General features: G+C 57.7%; 16 protein-coding genes. 6 read left to right on the top strand and 10 right to left on the bottom strand.

The genetic code is table 11. From position 1 onward, the window contains the following. Positions 1-62: 62 nt before the first annotated feature. Positions 63-1,442, bottom strand: a complete 1,380-nt coding sequence (gene mpl / locus V1572_RS05240; RefSeq protein WP_048027922.1) for a UDP-N-acetylmuramate:L-alanyl-gamma-D-glutamyl-meso-diaminopimelate ligase — start codon at positions 1,440-1,442, stop codon at positions 63-65. 197 nt (positions 1,443-1,639) lie between these two features. On the opposite strand from mpl, the gene fbp reads away from it, so the two are divergent. Continuing rightward, entirely contained in the window at positions 1,640-2,638 is a 999-nt protein-coding gene (gene fbp / locus V1572_RS05235; protein WP_008501416.1) for a class 1 fructose-bisphosphatase, read from the top strand. 150 nt (positions 2,639-2,788) lie between these two features. Continuing rightward, the gene (locus tag V1572_RS05230) at positions 2,789-3,145 is read left to right on the top strand and encodes a LysR family transcriptional regulator (RefSeq protein ID WP_024907284.1); all 357 of its coding nucleotides are present in this window, start codon (positions 2,789-2,791) and stop codon (positions 3,143-3,145) included. Here the strand turns inward: V1572_RS05230 and V1572_RS05225 are convergent. From V1572_RS05225 to ytfQ, 5 genes are all read right to left on the bottom strand, one after another. After that, positions 3,117-4,688, bottom strand: a complete 1,572-nt coding sequence (locus tag V1572_RS05225; RefSeq protein ID WP_395299752.1) for a methyl-accepting chemotaxis protein — start codon at positions 4,686-4,688, stop codon at positions 3,117-3,119. The two genes, V1572_RS05230 and V1572_RS05225, sit on opposite strands and share 29 nt — an antisense overlap. Positions 4,689-4,781: 93 nt before the next feature. Then, on the bottom strand, positions 4,782-5,783 hold the full coding sequence (gene yjfF, locus V1572_RS05220) for a galactofuranose ABC transporter, permease protein YjfF (protein ID WP_021240694.1): 1,002 nt from the start codon (positions 5,781-5,783) through the stop codon (positions 4,782-4,784). After that, positions 5,770-6,795, bottom strand: coding sequence for a galactofuranose ABC transporter, ATP-binding protein YtfT (ytfT, locus tag V1572_RS05215; protein ID WP_164712093.1), 1,026 nt, complete (start codon positions 6,793-6,795; stop codon positions 5,770-5,772). The genes yjfF and ytfT overlap by 14 nt, the downstream gene beginning before the upstream one ends. Positions 6,796-6,805: 10 nt before the next feature. Beyond that, positions 6,806-8,308 (bottom strand): galactofuranose ABC transporter, ATP-binding protein YtfR, encoded by a 1,503-nt coding sequence (ytfR, locus tag V1572_RS05210; protein ID WP_395299751.1) that lies wholly within the window; start codon positions 8,306-8,308, stop codon positions 6,806-6,808. Positions 8,309-8,440: 132 nt separating this feature from the next. Next, entirely contained in the window at positions 8,441-9,397 is a 957-nt protein-coding gene (gene ytfQ, locus V1572_RS05205; protein WP_014882271.1) for a galactofuranose ABC transporter substrate-binding protein YtfQ, read from the bottom strand. Positions 9,398-9,706: 309 nt separating this feature from the next. Between ytfQ and ppa the strand changes: the two genes are divergently transcribed. Then, positions 9,707-10,237 (top strand): inorganic diphosphatase, encoded by a 531-nt coding sequence (ppa, locus tag V1572_RS05200; RefSeq protein WP_008501423.1) that lies wholly within the window; start codon positions 9,707-9,709, stop codon positions 10,235-10,237. Between the two features lie 134 nt (positions 10,238-10,371). Here ppa and V1572_RS05195 read toward each other — a convergent pair whose 3' ends face one another. The 3 genes from V1572_RS05195 to tamA are packed head-to-tail and all read right to left on the bottom strand — an operon-like array spanning position 10,372 to position 16,225. Further along, the gene (locus tag V1572_RS05195) at positions 10,372-10,716 is read right to left on the bottom strand and encodes a gamma-glutamylcyclotransferase (protein WP_014830431.1); all 345 of its coding nucleotides are present in this window, start codon (positions 10,714-10,716) and stop codon (positions 10,372-10,374) included. A gap of 2 nt (positions 10,717-10,718) precedes the next feature. Beyond that, on the bottom strand, positions 10,719-14,495 hold the full coding sequence (gene tamB / locus V1572_RS05190; protein ID WP_395299750.1) for an autotransporter assembly complex protein TamB: 3,777 nt from the start codon (positions 14,493-14,495) through the stop codon (positions 10,719-10,721). Further along, entirely contained in the window at positions 14,492-16,225 is a 1,734-nt protein-coding gene (gene tamA, locus V1572_RS05185; protein ID WP_045908043.1) for an autotransporter assembly complex protein TamA, read from the bottom strand. The genes tamB and tamA overlap by 4 nt, the downstream gene beginning before the upstream one ends. Before the next feature lie 224 nt (positions 16,226-16,449). Between tamA and msrA the strand changes: the two genes are divergently transcribed. Beyond that, the gene (msrA, locus tag V1572_RS05180) at positions 16,450-17,091 is read left to right on the top strand and encodes a peptide-methionine (S)-S-oxide reductase MsrA (protein WP_045908042.1); all 642 of its coding nucleotides are present in this window, start codon (positions 16,450-16,452) and stop codon (positions 17,089-17,091) included. Here msrA and V1572_RS05175 read toward each other — a convergent pair whose 3' ends face one another. Then, positions 17,092-18,150, bottom strand: coding sequence for a LacI family DNA-binding transcriptional regulator (locus V1572_RS05175; protein ID WP_048027913.1), 1,059 nt, complete (start codon positions 18,148-18,150; stop codon positions 17,092-17,094). It abuts the gene before it with no gap. Positions 18,151-18,342: 192 nt separating this feature from the next. Between V1572_RS05175 and V1572_RS05170 the strand changes: the two genes are divergently transcribed. Both V1572_RS05170 and V1572_RS05165 read left to right on the top strand, forming a co-directional pair. Next, positions 18,343-19,494, top strand: coding sequence for a Gfo/Idh/MocA family protein (locus tag V1572_RS05170; protein WP_262779833.1), 1,152 nt, complete (start codon positions 18,343-18,345; stop codon positions 19,492-19,494). Between the two features lie 16 nt (positions 19,495-19,510). Beyond that, positions 19,511-20,680 carry a Gfo/Idh/MocA family protein gene (locus tag V1572_RS05165; protein ID WP_196347116.1) on the top strand — a complete coding sequence of 390 codons (1,170 nt, stop codon included), beginning with the start codon at positions 19,511-19,513 and terminating at the stop codon, positions 20,678-20,680. The last annotated feature ends 8 nt before the right edge of the window (positions 20,681-20,688 follow it).

Here is a 20,688-nt window from a genome sequence, read left to right as displayed (position 1 = left end):
CCCGGAGGGGCGAGGCGGAAAAGAACGTAGGCCCGGTAAGCGTGAGCGCCACCGGGCTTTTTTTACGCGTCGGCGGCCGCTTCCGCTTTCTTCGCCAGCCCGTCCAGCAGCTTCTGATGGATCCCACCAAAACCGCCGTTGCTCATCACCAGAATATGGTCGCCAGGCTGAGCGGCTTTCACCACCATATCCGCGAGCGCATCCACATCTGCACTCCAGTGTGCCGGCTGAATGCAGGCATCGGCCACTTCCGCGACCTGCCACGGAATATGCTGCGGCTGAAGCAGGAAGACTTCATCGGCACGTCCTAACGACGGCGCGAGATCGTCTTTGCAGATGCCCATCTTCATGGTGTTCGAGCGTGGTTCCAGCACCGCCAGAATGCGCGCGGTACCGCCAACTTTGCCACGCAGGGCGGCAAGCGTGGCCAGAATGGCCGTTGGGTGGTGCGCGAAATCGTCATACACGGTGACGCCGTGGGCTTCACCGCGCAGTTCCAGACGGCGGCGGGCATTGATAAACGAGCCCAGCGCATTCGCCGCATCCGCAGGCTGAACGCCCACGTGACGCGCTGCGGCAATCGCCATCAGGCCGTTGTGCATATTGTGTTCGCCCACCAGGCCCCACTTCACCTCACCCACCTTTTCACCGTCGAGCAGCACTTCCCACTCGGAGGCATCGGCATTGAGTTTCTTCGCCTGCCAGTGGCCCTGCTCGCCCACCAGCTCCTGCTCGCTCCAGCAGCCCATTGCCAGGGTCTGCTTCAGGTTAATGTCGTTTTCAGGCAGGATGATGCGGCCCTGGCCTGGAACAATGCGCACCAGGTGGTGGAACTGTTTCTGAATGGCCTTCAGGTCGTCAAAAATATCCGCGTGGTCAAACTCAAGGTTATTGAGGATCAGCGTGCGCGGGCAGTAATGCACGAACTTAGAGCGCTTGTCGAAGAACGCGCAGTCATACTCGTCGGCTTCGATCACAAAGAACGGGCTGTCCCCCAGGCGAGCAGAAACGTCAAAGTTGCCCGGTACGCCGCCGATGACGAAGCCCGGCTTATAGCCGCAGGCTTCGAGAATCCAGGTCGCCATGCCCGCGGTAGTCGTTTTGCCGTGGGTACCGGCAACGGCAACTACCCAGCGGTCACGCAGGACGAAGTCATGCAGCCACTGCGGACCGGACATGAACGGGATATTGCGTTCCAGTACCGCCTCAACGCACGGGTTACCGCGGGTCATGGCGTTGCCAATGATCACCAGATCCGGCTCAGGATCCAGCTGGCTGGCATCGTAGCCCTGAATTAAAGCGATGCCCTGTTTCTCCAGAAGTGTGCTCATTGGCGGATACACATTGGCGTCCGAACCTGTCACCTCATGGCCCAGCGAGCGCGCCAGCATTGCCAGTCCGCCCATGAAAGTGCCACAAATCCCCAATATATGAATGCGCATACGTCACTATCCTTCTTCAATGTGGCGCACATTTTACTCACATGTCAGCGGGTGTGAAACGCATTTCAGGAAAATCCGTATCCTGCTGGCGCGATTCACCTCTGCGCTACTATTTGAATATTTGTTAAGATTGTTGGGCTTTAGTCGTTTTAGTGAACATACAATCGCTCTACTCACAAAGATGCAGGGAAAGTGTTATGAAAACGTTAGGTGAATTTATTGTCGAAAAGCAGCACGAGTTCTCTCATGCTACCGGTGAACTCACTGCTTTGCTGTCGGCAATAAAGCTGGGCGCTAAGATCATCCACCGTGATATCAACAAGGCCGGTCTGGTCGATATCCTGGGTGCCAGCGGTGCCGAGAACGTTCAGGGCGAGGTTCAGCAGAAACTCGATCTGTTCGCAAATGAAAAACTGAAAGCTGCACTGCGCGCGCGCGACATCGTTGCGGGTATCGCCTCCGAAGAAGAAGATGAAATTGTTGTTTTCGAAGGGTGTGAACACGCGAAATACGTTGTTCTGATGGATCCGCTCGACGGCTCCTCCAACATCGACGTTAACGTTTCTGTCGGTACCATTTTCTCCATCTACCGCCGCGTCACGCCTGTTGGCACGCCGGTGACCGAAGAAGATTTCCTGCAGCCGGGCATTAATCAGGTTGCTGCCGGTTACGTGGTTTATGGCTCCTCCACCATGCTGGTGTACACCACCGGGTGCGGAGTGCACGCCTTTACGTACGATCCTTCCCTGGGCGTTTTCTGTCTGAGCCAGGAACGCATGCGCTTCCCGGAGAAGGGTAACACCTACTCCATCAACGAAGGCAACTACATCCGCTTCCCGAACGGCGTGAAGAAGTACATCAAATTCTGCCAGGAAGAAGATAAAGCGACGCAGCGCCCTTACACGTCCCGCTATATTGGCTCTCTGGTCGCGGATTTCCACCGTAACCTGCTGAAAGGCGGCATCTACCTCTACCCAAGCACCGCCAGCCACCCGGACGGGAAACTGCGTCTGCTGTACGAATGCAACCCGATGGCGTTCCTGGCCGAACAGGCGGGCGGCAAGGCGAGCGACGGTAAAGAGCGTATTCTGGAGATCGTGCCGGAAAGCCTTCACCAGCGCCGTTCATTCTTCGTCGGCAACAACCACATGGTTGAAGACGTCGAACGTTTCATCCGTGAGTACCCGGACGCGTAATCCCTCTCTTCAGGGGAGCCGATCCGGCTCCCCTGGTCATTTATATATTTTACCGTATAAGTGTTTATAAAAAACATGCTTTAATCTTCGCCACTGCTCCTGCATTATTTCCATAACAGTTTGACAGATATTTCGTGGAGCAGAATCGCAATGAAAAATTATTCCCGTGCTAATACCGGTATTGATTTAAATCTTATCCCTGTATTTATTGAAATCGTCCGCTGCGGCAGCATGGCAAAGGCCTCTTTGCGTCTGGAGATGTCCCGTCCTGCGGTGAGTCTGGCATTAAAGCGTTTTAATCAACTCTTTGATGAGCCGTTATTTTTCCGTAAAGGTTTATATCTTGAACCGACTGAAAAAGCGTTAGCCTTAACCAGCTCGCTGGAAATATTAATGGGTGAAATTCACGATAATATCGGGGCGCTTAATTCCGGAAGGAATAAAACCCCGGCACAGAACGTACCGGGGCTGGGTAATATTATGCCGCGTTCTGAGTCGTCACTTTGAATGATGACATGGCTTCCATCAGCTGACGCGACTGCTCCTCAAGGGAGCGGGTCGCGGCAGAGGATTGCTGCACCAGCGCCGCATTCTGCTGCGCGGTTTCGTCCATCTGGTTCACCGCAATATTCACCTGCTCAATGCCGCGGCTCTGCTCATGAGACGCGGTCGCAATCTCACGCATCAGTTTGGTCATACGCAGCACTTCGGTTGCGATCTCGTCCATCGTTTCGCCAGCCTGCTGGGCCAGCTCGCTGCCCTCGTTAACGTGGGTCTGCGAGTCGCCGATAAGCGTTCGAATCTCTTTCGCCGCGTCGGCGCTGCGGCTGGCAAGGTTGCGCACCTCGCCCGCGACGACGGCAAAACCGCGCCCCTGCTCGCCCGCACGCGCCGCTTCCACGGAGGCGTTAAGCGCCAGAATATTGGTCTGGAAGGCAATGCCGTCGATTACACTCAGGATGTCAGCGATACGCGCCGAGCTGCCGGAGATATCGCGCATTTTTTCAATCACGTAGCAGACCATTTCACTGCCGTGATCGGCCGTGTCGGACACCGACTTCGCCAGCTGGTGCGCCTGCTCGGCGTTATCGGCATTGAGCTTCACCGTGGCGGTGATCTGTTCCATGCTGGCCGCCGTCTGCTCCAGCGACGTGGCAGTGGATTCCGTACGCTCGGCGAGATCGCGGTTTCCCAGCGTCAGCTCACGGCTGCCGGTGTCAATCTGCGCGCTGGCATCGCGTACCCGCAGAACCGAGTTCATCAGCGACTGACGCATCTCCTCAATGACCGCGTTAAGGCGGTTAAACTCCTGGCTCGCGGGCGCAGCCAGCGTATGGGTTAAATCGCCCGCTGCCACATTCTCCAGTTGAGCAATCGACGCCGAGAGCGGCTTGAGCAGCATATGGCGCAGCGCCAGCCAGGCCAGCACAATAATACCCGCCGTCAGCAGCGCCGCCACGATAATCAGGATCAGGACGTGGGTTTTGCTCGCCTGCACGGCATTCACTTCCGCCAGACCTCGCGCTTCGCTCCATTTCTGAAACGCCTGCATGTCATTATCGAACGTTGACGCCAGCGGGATCAGCGTCTTCTCCAGCAGATCGTAATACCCGTCCGCGCTCTGGTCATTGAGGGTTTTCAGCATCGGGTTGATCCCCTGCTGGGTATACGCCCCCAGGCTGGTCGCCACCTTATTGAGCAGCTGTTGCCCCTGCTCGTCAGCCACGCCGCCGTCGATCACGCCCTTCAGCGTTTTCTGGGCCAGGGCGACTTCCTGGTTGATGTTTTTTACCGCGTTGGCCGCATCGTCCAGCATGCCGATTTCCATCATGCGGACGGCCTGACCCGCTTCATTGCGCGCGCGCAGGATCAGCGTATAGCCTGAATTAAGCTGCACCATTTGCTCACCCTGAAGGTGATTAATACGCTGCAGCGAAGAAGAACTCTGTGTGAGGGCATAAATGCCAATGCCGCTGACAATCAGCAGCAGAAGGGTCATAACGGCCAGTAAAGAGAGCAAGCCGGTACGAATCGATAGCGTTTTCAGCATGATATTATTTCCGGTAGCGAGATATTTCTGGGCATAAAAAAAGAGTATCGGCCGCTACCGGAAAATGTTTAGACTTTAAGCAAATTCAGCGTGTTATCGCTCTGTTACCGATGTGTTTACGCGAGTAACAGGTGAGCTTTGACGGTTCTCCCAGAGCACCGTCAGACCACGCTGTAGGGCAATAAAAATAAACAGCAGAATGCCGATGGCGATCTTCGTCCACCACGAGCTGAGCGTGCCGTCAAAGTTGATATAGGTTTGTATCAGCCCCTGAATCGCCACGCCGAACAGCGTCCCCAGCACCGTCCCCACGCCGCCACTGAGCAGCGTACCGCCGATGACCACAGAAGCAATCGCATCCAGCTCAACGCCCACGCCTGCGAGGGCATAACCCGCCTGGGTGTATACCGAGAAGACGATACCCGCCAGCGTCGCCAGGCCGGTCGAGAGCATATAGATGCGGATGGTGGTGCTACGGGTCGAGATCCCCATCAGGTTGGCCGACGTGGCGTTGCCGCCAATGGCGTAAACCTGATTGCCAAACCGGGTACGGTGAGCAAGGAAGATGCCAATGACGACCACGCCCAGCATCAGCAGCCCCATCGCGCTCAGGCGGCCGCCGCCGGGGATTTTCCACGCCAGGCTGGAGAGCGTGTCGTACACCGGATGGTTAATCGGAATCGACTCTTCCGACACCAGGTAGCTCACCCCACGGAGGAAGAACATTCCCGCGAGGGTAATAATAAACGCCGGAATTTTTAACGCGTCGATCAGCAGCCCCATAAAGGCGCCAAACGCGCAGCCCATCACCAGCACCAGCGGAAACGCCACCAGCGGTGAGATGCCCCAGAAGCCGATCGCCTTTGCGAGGAACACGCCCGTAAACGCGATCACCGAGCCGACGGAGAGGTCGATCCCGCCGGAGAGGATCACAAAGGTCATGCCGACGGCGATGATGCCTAAAAAGGCGTTATCGGTCAGGATATTGCAGATCACGCGCGTCGAGGCAAAACCGGGGAACTGCGTCAGACAGTAGAGGTAGCCCAGCACAAACACGCCCAGCGTGATCATTAGCGGTAAATTACGTTTTATCATGGCCACGGATCCCCTTAATGATGCTGACAAAGCGCGGCGACTGGACGATCAGCACGCAGAGCACGACCACCGCTTTCACCACCTGGTTGAGTTCCGGCTGGAAACCGGAGAGCAGGATCCCGGTGTTCATTCCCTGAATAATCAGCGCGCCGATCACCGAGAGCAGCAGGTTAAAGCGTCCGCCCATCAGCGACCCGCCGCCGATGACCACCGCCAGGATCGCATCCAGCTCCAGCCAGAGCCCGGCGTTGTTGGCATCGGCTCCGCGGATATCCGCCGCGACGATCACCCCGGCGATGGCGGCGCAGATACCGCTCAGCACGTAGGTGAGCATCACCATCAGCCGCGTGTTGACCCCGGCGTTGCGCGCGGCGCGGATGTTGATCCCGACGGCCTCAATGAACATGCCCAATGCCGTTTTGCGGGTGAAAAGCCAGAACACCACTAACGTCACCAGGGCAATAATCACCGGCGTCGGGAAGAACAGAAGGTTGCCGCTGCCGAGCCACGCCAGGCTCGGTGAGTTGAAGGTAACAATCTGGCCGGAGGTAATCAGCTGCGCGACGCCGCGCCCGGCCACCATTAAAATCAGCGTGGCGACAAAGGGCTGGATTTTCAGCACCGCCACCAGAATGCCGTTCCATAACCCGGCCAGCACGCCGGTACCTAAGGCTGCCAGCAGGACCACCGGCAGGCTGTGCCCGGCCACGGTCATAGAGGCGGCCGTGGCCCCGGCGATAGCCATTACCGCGCCGACGGAGAGGTCAATCCCGCCGGTGGCAATCACCAGCGTCATCCCGATGGCCAGCAGCGCCACGGGCGCGGCACGGTTTAAAATGTCTATCGGGCTGCCAAACAGGCGGCCATCCTGCACGATGATCTGGAAGAAATGCGGTGCAACCAGGCTATCGACCAGCAGCACCACCAGCAGCGCCGCGATTTGCGGCGTGCCGGTCGGCCAGTTGAAGCGGCGCTTTGACTCACCGGTTTGCGAAAGCGAACGGGACATCACGATTCACTCCTTATGCCGCGATGGCATTCATGATCGCCGGAACGGACAGCTTATCCAGCGGGATCTCTGCCACCTGTTTACGATCGCGCATAATGATGACGCGATCGGCATAACCCACCAGCTCTTCCAGCTCGGACGAAATGACCAGCAGCGCCAGACCGTCAGCGCACAGGGTCTCGATAAGCCGGATAATTTCGGCGTGCGCCCCCACGTCAATACCGCGGGTCGGTTCGTCGAGGATCAGGAACTGGGGTTTGGTCAGCAGCCAGCGCGACAGCAGCACTTTCTGCTGGTTACCGCCGGAGAGAAATTCAATGGGCTGTTCCGCGCTCGGGGTGCGGATGCCGAGCTGGCGGATAAACCGCTCGGCAATGGCGTTCTGCTCTTTGCGAGGGATCGGCCGCAGCCAGCCGCGCTGGGCCTGTAGCGCCAGAATGATATTTTCCCGCACCGAGGCCGCGGCAATAATGCCGTCCGTTTTCCGGTCCTCCGGGCAGAAGCCGACGCCGAGACAGGAGGCCTGATGCGGCGATCGCAGGGTTTGCGGTTTGCCCTTGATCAGCGCGCTGCCGCTGTCGGCCGGCTTGATCCCGAAGATCACCTCGGCGGTCTCGGTTCGACCCGAGCCTAACAGGCCCGCCAGCCCGACAATTTCGCCTGGCCGCACCTCAAGGTTAAACGGCGAGATGACCCCTTTTTTACCGTAATCGCTGAACGCGGCGACCGGCTTCTCGCTCAGCAGCGTGCGGCCCGCGCGCTGAAGGGCGTTGGTCTCCAGCTCACGGCCCAGCATCATTTTGACCAGCTCGATCTGCGGCAGCTCGCGGGTTTCGCGGCAGCCGACAAAGCTGCCGTTGCGCAGCACCGTAATGCGATCGCTCACCTCATACACCTGATCGAGGAAATGGGTAACGAAGATCAGGCTGACGCCCTGATCGCGCAGCTGGCGCATCAGGGTAAAGAGCATTTCCACTTCCTGGGTATCGAGGCTGGCGGTGGGTTCGTCGAGGATCAGCACCTTTGCGGAGAGATCGATCGCGCGACAAATGGCGACGATCTGCTGCATCGCCACGGAAAAGCGGTTCAGCGGCTCGCGGACGTCGAGGGAGAAGCCGTAGGATTCCATCAGGTTTGTCGCCCGCGCCTCCATCTCTTTACGGCGCAGCAGGCCAAAGCGTCGTGGCTCACGGCCAATAAACAGGTTATCCGCCACCGACATATTCGGCAGCAGGTTCACTTCCTGATAGACCGTCCCGATCCCCAGCTGCTGGGCATGGGCGGTGTTTTTAGGCGAAATGGAGTTGCCTTCCAGCCAGATGGTGCCGCGGTCGGCGTGATAAACACCGGTCAGGGATTTAATCAGCGTCGATTTTCCCGCGCCGTTCTCGCCCAGCAGCGCCATGATCTCCCCGCGCCGCAGGCTGAAATCAACGTTATCCAGCGCCTTTACGCCGGGAAAGAATTTACTCAAGCCCTCTGTGCGGAGGATTTCCTGGTGTTGTTCAGTGGTCATGGTTTCCCCCTCACCCTGACCCTCTCCCCGGAGGGGAGAGGGGATTGATCGTGCCAGTTGTTAATATCCAGCTCCGCCCTGCCTTTCTCCCTCTCCCCTCCGGGGAGAGGGCTGGGGTGAGGGGCGCGGGTCTTAGTAGCCCATATTTTTCTTCTTCTCTAACTCTTCTTTCGCCGTATCAGGCAGGTAGAGGGTGGACTTGGTGACCGTCACTTTCTCCGGCATCGTGCCGTCTTTCTTGAATTTCTCCAGCGCGTCGAATGCCGGGCCCGCCATGTTTGGCGTCAGCTCCACGCTGGCGTTGGCTTCGCCGTCGATCATCGCTTTGTAGATGTCCGGCACGCCGTCGATAGAGCCGGTGAGGATATCTTTGCCCGGCTTCAGGCCCGCTTCTTTAATGGCCTGAATCGCACCGATCACCATGTCATCGTTGTGGGCGTAAACCATGCAGATGTTCTTGCCGTTGTTTTCAGCCTTAATGAAGCTCTCCATGACCTCTTTACCTTTGCTGCGGGTAAAGTCGCCGGACTGAGAGCGGATAATCTTGATGTTTGGCGCTTTCGCGATGGCTTCAGCAAAGCCTTTTTTACGGTCGATAGCCACGCTCGCCCCGACGGTACCCTGCAGCTCAACGACGTTACACGGCTTGCCGTCGACCTGTTTTACCAGCCAGTCACCAATTAACTGCCCTTCCAGCACGTTGTTGGCCGTCACGGTGGTCATATAGAGAGATTTGTCTTTGACGTCGATGGAACGATCGAGCAGGAAGACCGGGATCTCAGCGTCTTTCGCTTCCTTCAGGACGGGTTCCCAGCCGGTCGCCACGACGGGGGCAATAAAGATGGCATCCACGCCCTGGGCGATAAAGGAGCGCACGGCTTTGATCTGATTCTCTTGTTTTTGCTGACCATCGGCGATTTTCAGGGTAATACCGCGTTTCTGAGCTTCGCTTTTCGCCACATTGGTTTCTGCCGCTCGCCAGCCAGATTCAGAGCCGACTTGCGAAAAACCTACGGTTAAGGGAGCGGCCATCGCCATAGACGACATGGCTGCCGAAACGGCTGTGACCAGGAGTAAGCGCTTCCACATATGAACGTCCTCGTAGGGTGAGTTATTGTTGGTTAAAAGATGTTCTGCGGAATGACTATAGCCCATGAAATATGTAACGAATTGCGTTACATCACACTTCAGAAAAGTGAATAAAACGTTAATCACAAGTTTGTAATCGCTTTCATTTCTCCATGAAAAATGCGGCTGAGTTTATGGATTTTTCTGTCATGGAATCGGTCTGAAAAGTGGGAATAACGTGGAGAGAAGGCGAAAACAGGCGGAGACATTCAGCGCGAGTTGGCTATAATACCTGCCACTTGTTTACCATCCATTTTAAAGGACACCGACATGAGCTTACTCAACGTCCCAGCAGGTAAAGAACTGCCAGAAGACATCTACGTAGTTATCGAAATCCCGGCTAACGCAGATCCGATCAAATACGAAGTGGACAAAGAGAGCGGCGCCCTGTTCGTAGACCGTTTCATGTCTACCGCGATGTTCTATCCGTGCAACTACGGTTACATCAACCACACCCTGTCTCTGGACGGTGATCCGGTTGACGTGCTGGTCCCAACGCCATACCCACTGCAGCCAGGTGCAGTGATTCGCTGCCGTCCTGTTGGCGTGCTGAAAATGACCGACGAATCCGGTGAAGATGCGAAGCTGGTTGCGGTACCGCACACCAAGCTGAGCAAAGAATACGATCACATCAAAGATGTGAACGACCTGCCAGAGCTGCTGAAAGCGCAGATTACTCACTTCTTCGAGCACTACAAAGACCTCGAAAAAGGCAAGTGGGTTAAAGTTGACGGCTGGGACAACGCAGAAGCAGCGAAAGCGGAAATCATCGCCTCTTTCGAACGCGCTGCTAAGAAGTAATTCTTAGTGCCGATTAAAAAAAGCCCCGCATGCCGGGGCTTTTTTGTGGCTGGAACATGTAGGCCGGGTAAGCGCAGCGCCTCCGGCAAGAGGCGTAAAAAAACAACGCCACCTCACGGTGGCGTTGTTTTTTTTCAGTACTGGTCTCTGTCTAACCAGTTACCGCTTACAATCCGCGTTAACCCTTCGACCGGACGCTGGTAGACATACATCCACGCACTTCCGTACGGCGTCTGGATCAACTGGCGCGCGTATTCACCGCCCCTGGTGCGCAAGGCATCAAGTTCGGCAAGTGTCGCGTTATCAATACGATAAACTTCACCCTGTACTGTTCCTTCGCCGGGAACCGCGCCTGGATAGTGGCCCAGGCTGTACAACTGGTAGTTCTCGATATTGTAATTCCCCAGCAGCAGGGCATTGGTCATCCAGTGACTGTTGCCTTGCTTGGTTCGTAAACTGCCGTAGACAAATATTCGCATTGCTAAAACTCAAACTGATAGAGCAGATCAAGTGCCTGGTCTACGCCGGACACTGCTTCCAGATATAGCTTAGGCATCAGGCGATAGCGTAACGTGAGTGTTGCCAGTGAGTCAAAGATCCCCACACCATATTTTACCTGCAGACCCGGCAGTACATAGCCGCTGACCACCACCTGCGAGGAGTCACCCACGCCCTGGGTGTCCAGCGCCAGATTGCTTACGCCGAACGTCTCGCCGATTTTACCCACAACCTGCCCACTTTGTGCAACCCCCAGCCCCACTAACATCGAGGTCATCGCCGCACTGTCGCTCTGACCGCTGTCGAGACCTTGTCCACGCAGCAGGTAAGAGAGGGCTTCCTGCTGGGACATCGCCGGGTCAGAGAAGATCTCCGCCTTCGGTTCGTCAGCAGAACCGGTGACGCGTACCCCAGCAATGACGTCGTTTTCCGTCGCTTCCGGATTACGAATCGCTTCGATATTCAGCAGGGGCTGATCCGGTGGACCGGAGAACAGCAGCTCGCCTTTACGGACAATCAGATCCTGACCATAAGCGTGGAAACGCCCTTCAGGAATATTGATTTGCCCGTTCAGGCCAAGCCCTTGTTTATCCTGCGCCACCTTCAGGTCGCCCGTAAGCCTCGCCTTCAGCCCAAACGCATCCAACCGCACGTTATTCCCCACGTGCACGATAAGGTTACTATTAATCGGTATGCCAGCGCTCTTCTGTTCGACAGGTTTCAGATTTTCATTGAGCATAACTTCATCACTTGAGACGCCGACCGCACTTTCCGGCACATCGTGAACCACGATGCGCGCCCACGGCACGTCGACGCGACCGTCAAGCGTGAAGAGGCTTGGCGTGGCTTCAAAGACCACATCAGGCGAGACGTCCAGACGCACCATCGGCGGTACGGTGATGCGCACCTTACTGCCTTTCGCGGCAATACGGGCGCGCCAGTTATCGAGCTGGCTCCAGTCCGCGTCGCCGCTCAGGTTGATTTGTCCTTGCTGCGTCAGTACCGAGCCGCTTAGCGTCGAGCTCATGCCGTTGAAGTTCATGGCGATCTGGCTGGGCTGCATGTCAAACGGCATAAAGTTGCCGTCAATATCCACGCCGCTGAGGCGCAGCTGGCCGAACAGCTGAGGGCTTTGCGCATTGCCCGCCAGGCGCAGGTTGGCATTCACCATGCCCTCGGCTTTTTCCCCGCGTGCGAAAATCGGGTTCACCATCGCCAGGTTGAAGTTGCGGATAGTAACGTTGCCGCCCAGATTTCGCCGTCCCTGCGGGTCGGTAATTTGAACCTTCCCGTCAAACTGACCGTTATTGGTGAGGCGAATCAGCCACCCCAGCTCCGCACGGTTGTTATGCAGGTCAGCGCTCAGGTTCAGGGTGTCGAAGGCCACTGGCAGCGGCGCGTCATTCACCTCCTGCGTCACCTTCACGTTACGCCCGGACAGCGTGACGCTACCCTGCGGCAGCCCCTCTTTGGTGGTGTCCCAGGCGACATCGGCTTTCCCACTGAAGACGCCGCTCGCCTGCGTGGTCTCCGGCATAAACGGTTTTAGCATCGCCAGATCGAAGCGGTTGAGGTTGATCTGCGCGCGCCCTTCCGCGCCCGCATCGATGGTCTGCGGCACGCACAGTTCCGCATTCGGGTTGGTCCAGCAGTGCGGCCCAATGCTGATCTTCTGCTCGGCGTTGCGGTAGTCCAGAGCAATGGCGCGCGACAGCGCCAGCGGCCCGACCGGCGTATTGAAACGGGTGTTATCCAGCGTCCCTTTCCAGCGCGCCTCTTTGCGGTCGAAGCTACCGGTCAGGTGAAGCTGGCCGGAGACCGGCTCGCCCTGCACCCGCAGCTGGAGGTCGTGCTGTTTCTCGTTCCCTTTCGCGTCCAGGGTGACCAGGCTGATGTTCACGTCCGGCTGAGAAATGCGCTCCACGCGCAGGTTCAGGTTACCGCCGATCTGGTCGGTGGATTTCACATCCCCTTCCACGCGGACGCGGGCAACGCTCAGCTCTTGCCAGCGCAGGTTATTGGCGGTGATATCCGCCAGCAGCTGCGGTGCGTCTACCGTGCCGCGCACCTTCACGAGCCCCTTCGCCGTACCGCCAAGCCCCGGCAGGGCGTTATCCAGATTCGGCGCGTCGATGGTGGCATCCAGATTAAGATCTTTCACCCCCAGCTCGCCTTTGATATCCGCCGTGTTGCGCCCCAGGGCCACGTGCAGGCCCGGGATAACCCACTGCAGATAGCTGTTGCCTTTCACCGAGCCTTCAACGTTTACCTTGTTCTGCTTCACGTTCCCGGTGAGCTTGATCTCCGGCACGTCCATCTGCCACGTGCCGCCGTACAGGCTGCCGCGCGTTTTAATCAGGCCATCGAGCTTCGACGGCCAGTCCGGCACCTCTTTGGCGGTGTTAATGCCCGTCAGCTTCAGCTCGCCGCGCCAGCTGATCGCCTGCTGCCAGTCGAGCAGCGCGGTCAGCTCGGTTTTACCTTCCAGCGCCGCGACGGTCAGCTTGTCGAGGTTGACCTGCTGTTCGTTGCCCTTCGCATCCAGGGTGATGTTCGCGGGCGGCACGCCCTGCCCCTTCACCGCGGTGCGGAACGAGAGCGTGTAGTCGGTCATCTTGCCGCTCAGCTTCAGCTTCAGGTCATCGGCCTGGAACTGCTTTTCGCCGGTGAACGGCCAGGAAAGCTGCTTGCTGACAACCTCAAGATTAAGCGGCAGCCCGGCTTCCGCCAGCTGGGTTTGCGCACGCAGGGCCATATCCACCGGGCCGGAGAGATTCACGCCAACATCGAGCTTATCGCGCAGCGCCCCGCCCACCTTGACCTTCACTTTCTCGCCTTTCAGCGGGTCGATGTTCAGGGTGCTATTCAGCGTGATATCCACCGGCCAGCTGTCGCGCAGCAGGGCATTACCTGACGCATTCACCGAGCCCTGGTTGGTGTCGATATCCAGCGCGTCGAGCTTCATGTTGCCGTCAATGCTGCTGACCTTCAGCAGCATGTTATAGACCGTCAGGTCGGTATCGCCCGTCAGACGCAGCTGTTCGCCTTTGAATTCCTCAATGTTAAGGTTCAGCGGCAGATGAACGTCGGTCATTTCCGGCAGCACTGGCTTCGAGAAGAGGTCTTTCAGCGTTTCGCCCAGCGGCTTCTCTTCCGGCTGCGGGTTCTGGATCTTCGGCTCGACGATCTCTTCCTGCGCCACGTCGGCCACTTTCGGCAGCGCGATCAATAAGCCCTGCAGGGACGTTGGCGTCAGGGTGAGGTTTTTCTCCTGCCAGCGCAGGCCGGAGGTGAAATCCATCACGGACACGGTGGTATCGTCGATTTTGATATTGATGTTATCGAACGCGACCCGATAAAGCGCGATCGGGTACGGCGTGGAGAGATTCAGCGGGCCGCTGTCCTCTTCTTCAACCGGCGCAGACTTCGGCATTTTCTTCGAGTCTATCGCCACGTTGACATCTTTTAGCGACAGATCGTTGACGCAGAGCTTACTGTCCCGCAAACAGCCCAGCTTCACCGCCAGGTGAAACTCCCCGGCGTTAACCGCCACGCCCGGCTGCTCATAGCGGATGTTCTTCAGGCGCAGGTCGCGCCAGCCGCCCGTCACCTGGCCAATTTCCAGCCCCGGCACCCAGCGGTTCGCGGCGTTAAACAGCAGATGCAGCCCGGTCGTCGTTCCTACCAGAAACGCCACCGTACCGAGCAGCAGCACGATAAAGATCAGCACTCCGAGGCTTATTTTCTTCCATAAACTCATAATTCAGGCCCCAGACCGATGTAAAACTGTAATCCGTGTTCATCTTTGTCACCCACCGGCACGGCGAAATCGAGCTTGATGGGCCCGACGGGTGACTGCCAGCGCACGCCGACGCCCGCGCCGGTTTTAAAGTCGCTGCGGCGGATATCGTTCACCGCTTCACCGCCGTCAACAAACATGGCGCCCCACCACTTTCCGCTGACGTTGTACTGGTACTCCAGCGAGCCCGTCGCCAGTTTTGACGCACCGGTCAACTGGCCCTTTTCGTTCTCAGGTGAGATCGATTTGTACTTATACCCGCGAATGCTGCGGTCGCCCCCGGCGAAGAAGCGCAGATCCGGCGGAACGCGCTCGAAATCGCCCGTTTCAATCCAGCCGAGATTGCCGCGCATCACAAAGCGATGTTTATCGTACAGCGTGCGGATCCAGACGTTTTGCGCCTGAAAGACGGAGAAGTCCACGTCGGAGCCCCAGGCGGTGTTGGAATAATCGATGGAGTAGCGCTGTGAGTCGCCCCAGGTCGGCATCAGGCCCCCGCGCGAGCGGGTGCGGCTGATCATCACCCCCGGATAAAGCAGCATAGTGGTGTTGGTGACGTTAGCCTGGGTAAAGTGATCGAGGCTCCAGCGCAGGTTAATGGCGCGCTGCCAGCCGCTGGAGAGATCCCAGAAGCGGGAGACCGCAAGCGTCGTCGAGTCCTGCTCGGTGTCGTTCAAATCGGTGCGCTTAAAACCGCCCTGCAGAAGGTAATACTGCTCAAGCGGATTTTTCAGCAGCGGCATTTTGTAGCTGAAATCCAGCTGCTGCTCGGGCGCTGAGAGGCTCAGGCTGGTGGTCAGGCTGTGGCCGTACGAGTTCACCCACGGTTTTTTCCACGAGGTTTTCACCCGTGGCCCCACGTCCGTCGAGTAGCCCACACCGGTCTCAATGGTGTTCTCGGTGCGCGGCGAAACAACGCCATGCAGCGGCAACACCTTGGTTTTGCGTGACTTATCAAATTCCGGTGCGACAACCACGGAGTTAAACCAGCCGGTAGCGGAGAGGCGTCGGTTCAGCTCTCCGAGGTCGCTCGACTGGTAGTAGTCCCCTTTTTTGAAGGGCACGAGGTTTTGCAGATACTCTTCACGAATTTGCGAACCTTCGAACGTCACGTCGCCAAAGCGGTAACGTTCTCCGCTGTCGTAATCGATATCCCAGAAGGCCTGACGTCGCGCCAGCGCAATGCCCAGCTGGCTTTTGTTGAACTGGCTGTCAAAGTAGCCCTTACGCAGGGAAACGCTGGTCAGCTCTTTTTTGAAATGGTCGTAGTCGCCGTGGTTAAGCACGGTACCGATTTTCGGCCGCGTGCTGAGCAGGTCCAGGTAATCCCGGTCGGTACGCGCCCCGCCGCGCAGGATAACGTTCGTGCCGCCAATCAACACCGGCTCGCCCGGCGAAACGCGGGCAATAAGAACCTGGCGCCCCTTCTTTGGAGGCGGACGGAGGTCAAAATCAATGGTGGGTTCGTAATAACCCAGCGCTTTCAGCCCCTCGCGGATCGCATCATCGACGCGCGCGCGAAAACGCCGGTCCGGCGTCACCTCATCACTCTGGATGGTCGATAACTGCGCACGTACGTTTTTTTGTAGCGCCCCGGATAACCCCTCAACCTGCAAACGGACATTCGCCGCGCTGGCAATCCCGCTTGTCAGCAACACACTGACTAAACATAACTGGCGGATTTTTGTCACGTTTTCTCCTGAATATCCCTGTTTCCACCCTGGAAGCAAATGAAGTGCCGCTCCGCGGCAAAATACGGCCTGTTGGCCAAAAACCCGAATCGCGGGTTGAAAATGGGTGTAACACCCAAATATTTCTTATGATTAAATCTAGTCTCATTCAGCGCATTTATTGTGTTCAATTAAACGCTTCGTGACAACCTTAACTGAAACATCGCACCCCGGGAGGCCCCATCGTGAGTTTATTCGACAAAAAGCATCTGGTTTCACAAACTGATGCATTACCGGGACGCAACACCCCTATGCCTGTAGCGACCTTACACGCCGTCAATGGCCATTCTATGACCAACGTGCCCGATGGCATGGAAATCGCCCTGTTCGCCATGGGCTGCTTCTGGGGCGTTGAGCGCCTCTTCTGGCAGCTGCCCGGCGTTTACAGCACGGCAGCCGGCTACACGGGCGGTTACACGCCGAATCCAACCTACCGCGAAGTCTGCTCCGGCGAAACCGGCCATGCGGAAGCAGTACGCGTGGTCTATGACCCTGCGGTAATCAGCTACGAACAGCTCCTGCAGGTCTTCTGGGAGAATCACGACCCGGCGCAGGGCATGCGTCAGGGCAACGACCACGGCACGCAGTACCGTTCGGCTATCTATCCGCTCACCCCTGAGCAGGATGCCGCCGCGCGCGCCAGCCTGGAGCGTTTTCAGCAGGCCATGCGTGAGGCGGGCGATACGCGCGAGGTGACCACGGAAATCGCGACGGCGAAACCGTTCTACTACGCCGAGGACGATCACCAGCAGTATCTGCATAAAAACCCGTACGGCTACTGCGGCATCGGAGGCATCGGCGTTTGCCTGCCGCCACAGCTGGCCTGATCACTGATCCAGCGCCACGCGAGCCGCGTGGCGCGTGGCATTGCTGACCGAGCCGTAATCCATCACTTTGCCCTGCAACAGCAGGTTAAAGACCGGTGCCTGCGGTCGGTTGAGCCGCGTTTGCAGCAGGTGAACGGCCTCAATTCCCAGCTCGCGGCAGGGCACCGTCACGCCCGTGACCGGTTTTTCCAGACGGTGCGCTAAATTCCATGCAAAATCGGTCGTGATGAGCGAAATGTCTTCCGGAATGCGCAGCCCGTGTCGCGTCAACGCCCTTACCACCCCTTCCGTCATGCTGGTACTGTTCGGGAAAATCACCTCCGGCCACTGCGAGCGGTCATGATTCACTAACCACGCATCCAGCGCCTGCTCGGCCTCTTCTGCGGTAAACCACTCCGTCACGAGCAAATCGCGCTGGGGATCGAAGGCGACATGAAAATGACGGTACGCCTCTTTGATGCCGTCCAGACGCGCGTACAGCGTATCCCGCCGCAGGCAGGTGAGCGTGAGCACGCGGCGATGCCCCTGCTCGAAAAGGTACTGCATGGTGGTGAAGCCGATCGCCCGGTGATCGGGTGACACGGAATCCAGTACCCGATCCCGGTCAACGGAATTAATTAACACGCAGGGCTTATTCAGGGTGCTTGCCAGTTTAAATATGGTGGAATCATCAGTGCCAATAATAATTATCGCGTTAATATTCTTATGGCTGGCCTTTTCCATAAAGACTTTCACATCGGCGTGCTGCTCTTCTAAACCACAGCACGTGACCCACACATTATGCCGCGCGCAGGCTTCAGCAATTCCTTTCGTCACTTCCAGATAAAAAATATCCCCGCGTCCCTGAAAGGTTCTTTCCGGTGCAAAAACAGCGATACCGTTAATGAGCAGTCTTCCGCTCGCCATAGACTCCAGCACACCGAGCTCCCGCGCGGTGCGAACGATCGCCTCCCTGGCTTTATCGCTGGTGTAAGACTTGCCGCTTAATACCCGCGAAACCGTGCTGACGGAATAGCCCGTCAGAGCCGCAATTTCCTCCATTTTTAACTTGCCCGGCATAGTGTGACCTCGCTCTCATTCAGTTTTTGCAAATATTTGCAGAAACAGTCCTTTGATTTTAAAACCAAATTTCAAAACGCCTGGAGATTACTTAATCACCTTGCGAGTATTCTCACAAAAACACATTGTCGCTACCGCTCCCCTTTCCTATTTTCCGGTCATCACTCATTTCAACTGAAATTAAGGTGTGACATGGAGAAGGTACGTTTTGGCATTATTGGAATAGGTAATATCGGTACGGTCCACGCGCGTTATTTACTGGCGGGTACGGTCAGCGACGCCTGCCTTGCCGCAGTTTGTGATAATGCGCTGGAAAAGCATCCGGCCATTCGCCAGCTGGTCGGCACCCTCCCCGTGTTCAGCGACGCGCAGGAGATGCTCCAGAGCGGGCTTATCGACGCGGTGATTGTCGCTACGCCCCACTACGAGCATCCGCGCTTGTCGATGCTGGCGATGCGCAACGGCATCCACACCCTGTGTGAAAAACCGGCGGGCGTGTATACCGCCCAGGTACAGGAGATGAACGCCTGCGCCCAGGCGTGCGATGTGGTGTTCGGCATCATGTACAACCAGCGCCCGAACCCGCTCTACCAGAAGGTGAAAGATCTGATCGACAGCGGCGAGCTGGGTGAGATCCGCCGCTCCAACTGGATCATCACCAACTGGTATCGCTCGCAGAGCTATTACAACTCCGGCGGCTGGCGCGCCACCTGGAAAGGAGAAGGCGGCGGCGTGCTGCTCAACCAGGACCCGCACCAGCTCGATCTCTGGCAGTGGCTGGTCGGTATGCCGGTCCGTCTGCGCGCGTTCTGCCAGTTCGGCAAGCATCGCGATATCGAAGTGGAAGACGACGTCACCGCCTACGCCGAATATGCCAACGGCGCGACGGGCGTGTTCATCACCACCGTGGCGGAAACGCCGGGAACCAACCGGCTGGAAATCGTCGGCGATCGCGGCAAGGTGGTCGTCGAAGAGGGCAAGCTGCGCTACTGGCGGCTGCGGGAATCTGAAACCGCCTTCAACGCCCGCTGGCAGAACGGTTTTGGCGAGCCTGAATGCTGGGAGGTCACGCTTCCCGTGGCCCCGGAATGCAGCGAACACCACGTCATTACCGCCAACTTCTGTGCCGCCATCCTGCGCGGCGAGCCGCTCATTGCGCCGGGTCTGGAAGGGATCCACGGGTTGACGCTCTCCAACGCCATGCACCTCTCCACCTGGACAGACGACTGGGTCGAGTTCCCGCTCAACGAAAAACAGTATCTGCGCCTGCTTCAACAACGCATCAGCACCTCAGTGGCTAAAGAGACAGCCAGCGTCACGCTGGACGCCTCAGGCACCTGGTAACTCCGGAGAAGAATCAATGTTAAATGTCGCTATTGTGGGAACAGGGAATATCTCGCACAACCATATTCAGGGCTATTTGCAGTTTGGCCAACGCTGCCGGATCGTCGCGCTGGTTGATATTTATCCGGAAAAAGCCCACGAGAAAAAAGCGCGCTACGGCCTGACGGACGCACGCGTGTATGACAGCCACCAGCAGATGCTGGCGTCAGAGCCGGATATCGATATCGTCGACGTCTGCACGCCGCCCTACGTCCACGCAGAGATCAGCATTGATGCCCTGAACGCGGGCTGCCACGTGCTGTGCGAAAAACCGATGGCCGCCTCGCTGGAGGAGTGCGACGCGATGATCGCCGCACAAAAGGCCAGCGGCAAAATGCTCTCCATCATTGCCCAAAACCGCTTTACCGATGCCTTCTGGCGCTTAAAAGCAGCGCTGGATTCGGAACTTGCGGGCAAGGTTTGCCACGCGCAGGTGGACTCCTTCTGGTGGCGCGGACACTGCTATTACGACCTTTGGTGGCGCGGCACCTGGGAAAAAGAGGGCGGCGGCTGCACGCTTAACCACGCGGTTCACCACATCGACGCCATTCAGTGGATGCTGGGCTTTCCGTCCGAGGTGGTGGCGATGATGACCAACGTGGCGCACGACAACGCTGAAGTCGAAGACCTTAGCGCCGCGATCTTCAAATACCCCAGCGGTGCGCTCACCCAGCTTACCGCCTCGGTCGTGCACCACGGGGAAGATCAGAAAATCATCATTCAGGGTGAGAAGGCGCGCATCTCCGCGCCATGGCAGGCCTTTGCCAGCGTCAGCGCCGATAACGGCTTCCCGCAGGAAACCCACGACCAGCAGCGCGAAGCGCAGCTCGACGCGGTGTTTAAGCAGACGCCGAAGCTCGAGTGGACGCTGCACGCCGGGCAGATTAATGACCTGCTTTCTGCCATCGAGCACGGCACGGCACCGTTAGTGGATGGGTTACAGGGCAAACGCTCGCTGGAGCTGATCGCCGCGATCTATAAATCCGCCATTACCCGCACCGTGGTCTCGCTGCCGATTCAGCGCGACGACCCGTTTTACCGTACCGGCGGGACGAGCGCCCACGCTCCCCGTTTTTATGAAAAATCCGCAAGCGTCGCCAACTTCAGCGAAGTGGGTGCGATTCCCCTTGGCAAAGACCTGGATTAAGGAGTGAC

It is taken from the genome of Enterobacter quasiroggenkampii, from assembly GCF_043972695.1.
Lineage (GTDB): Bacteria > Pseudomonadota > Gammaproteobacteria > Enterobacterales > Enterobacteriaceae > Enterobacter > Enterobacter quasiroggenkampii.
This window is presented reverse-complemented; position numbering and strand designations above follow the sequence as displayed.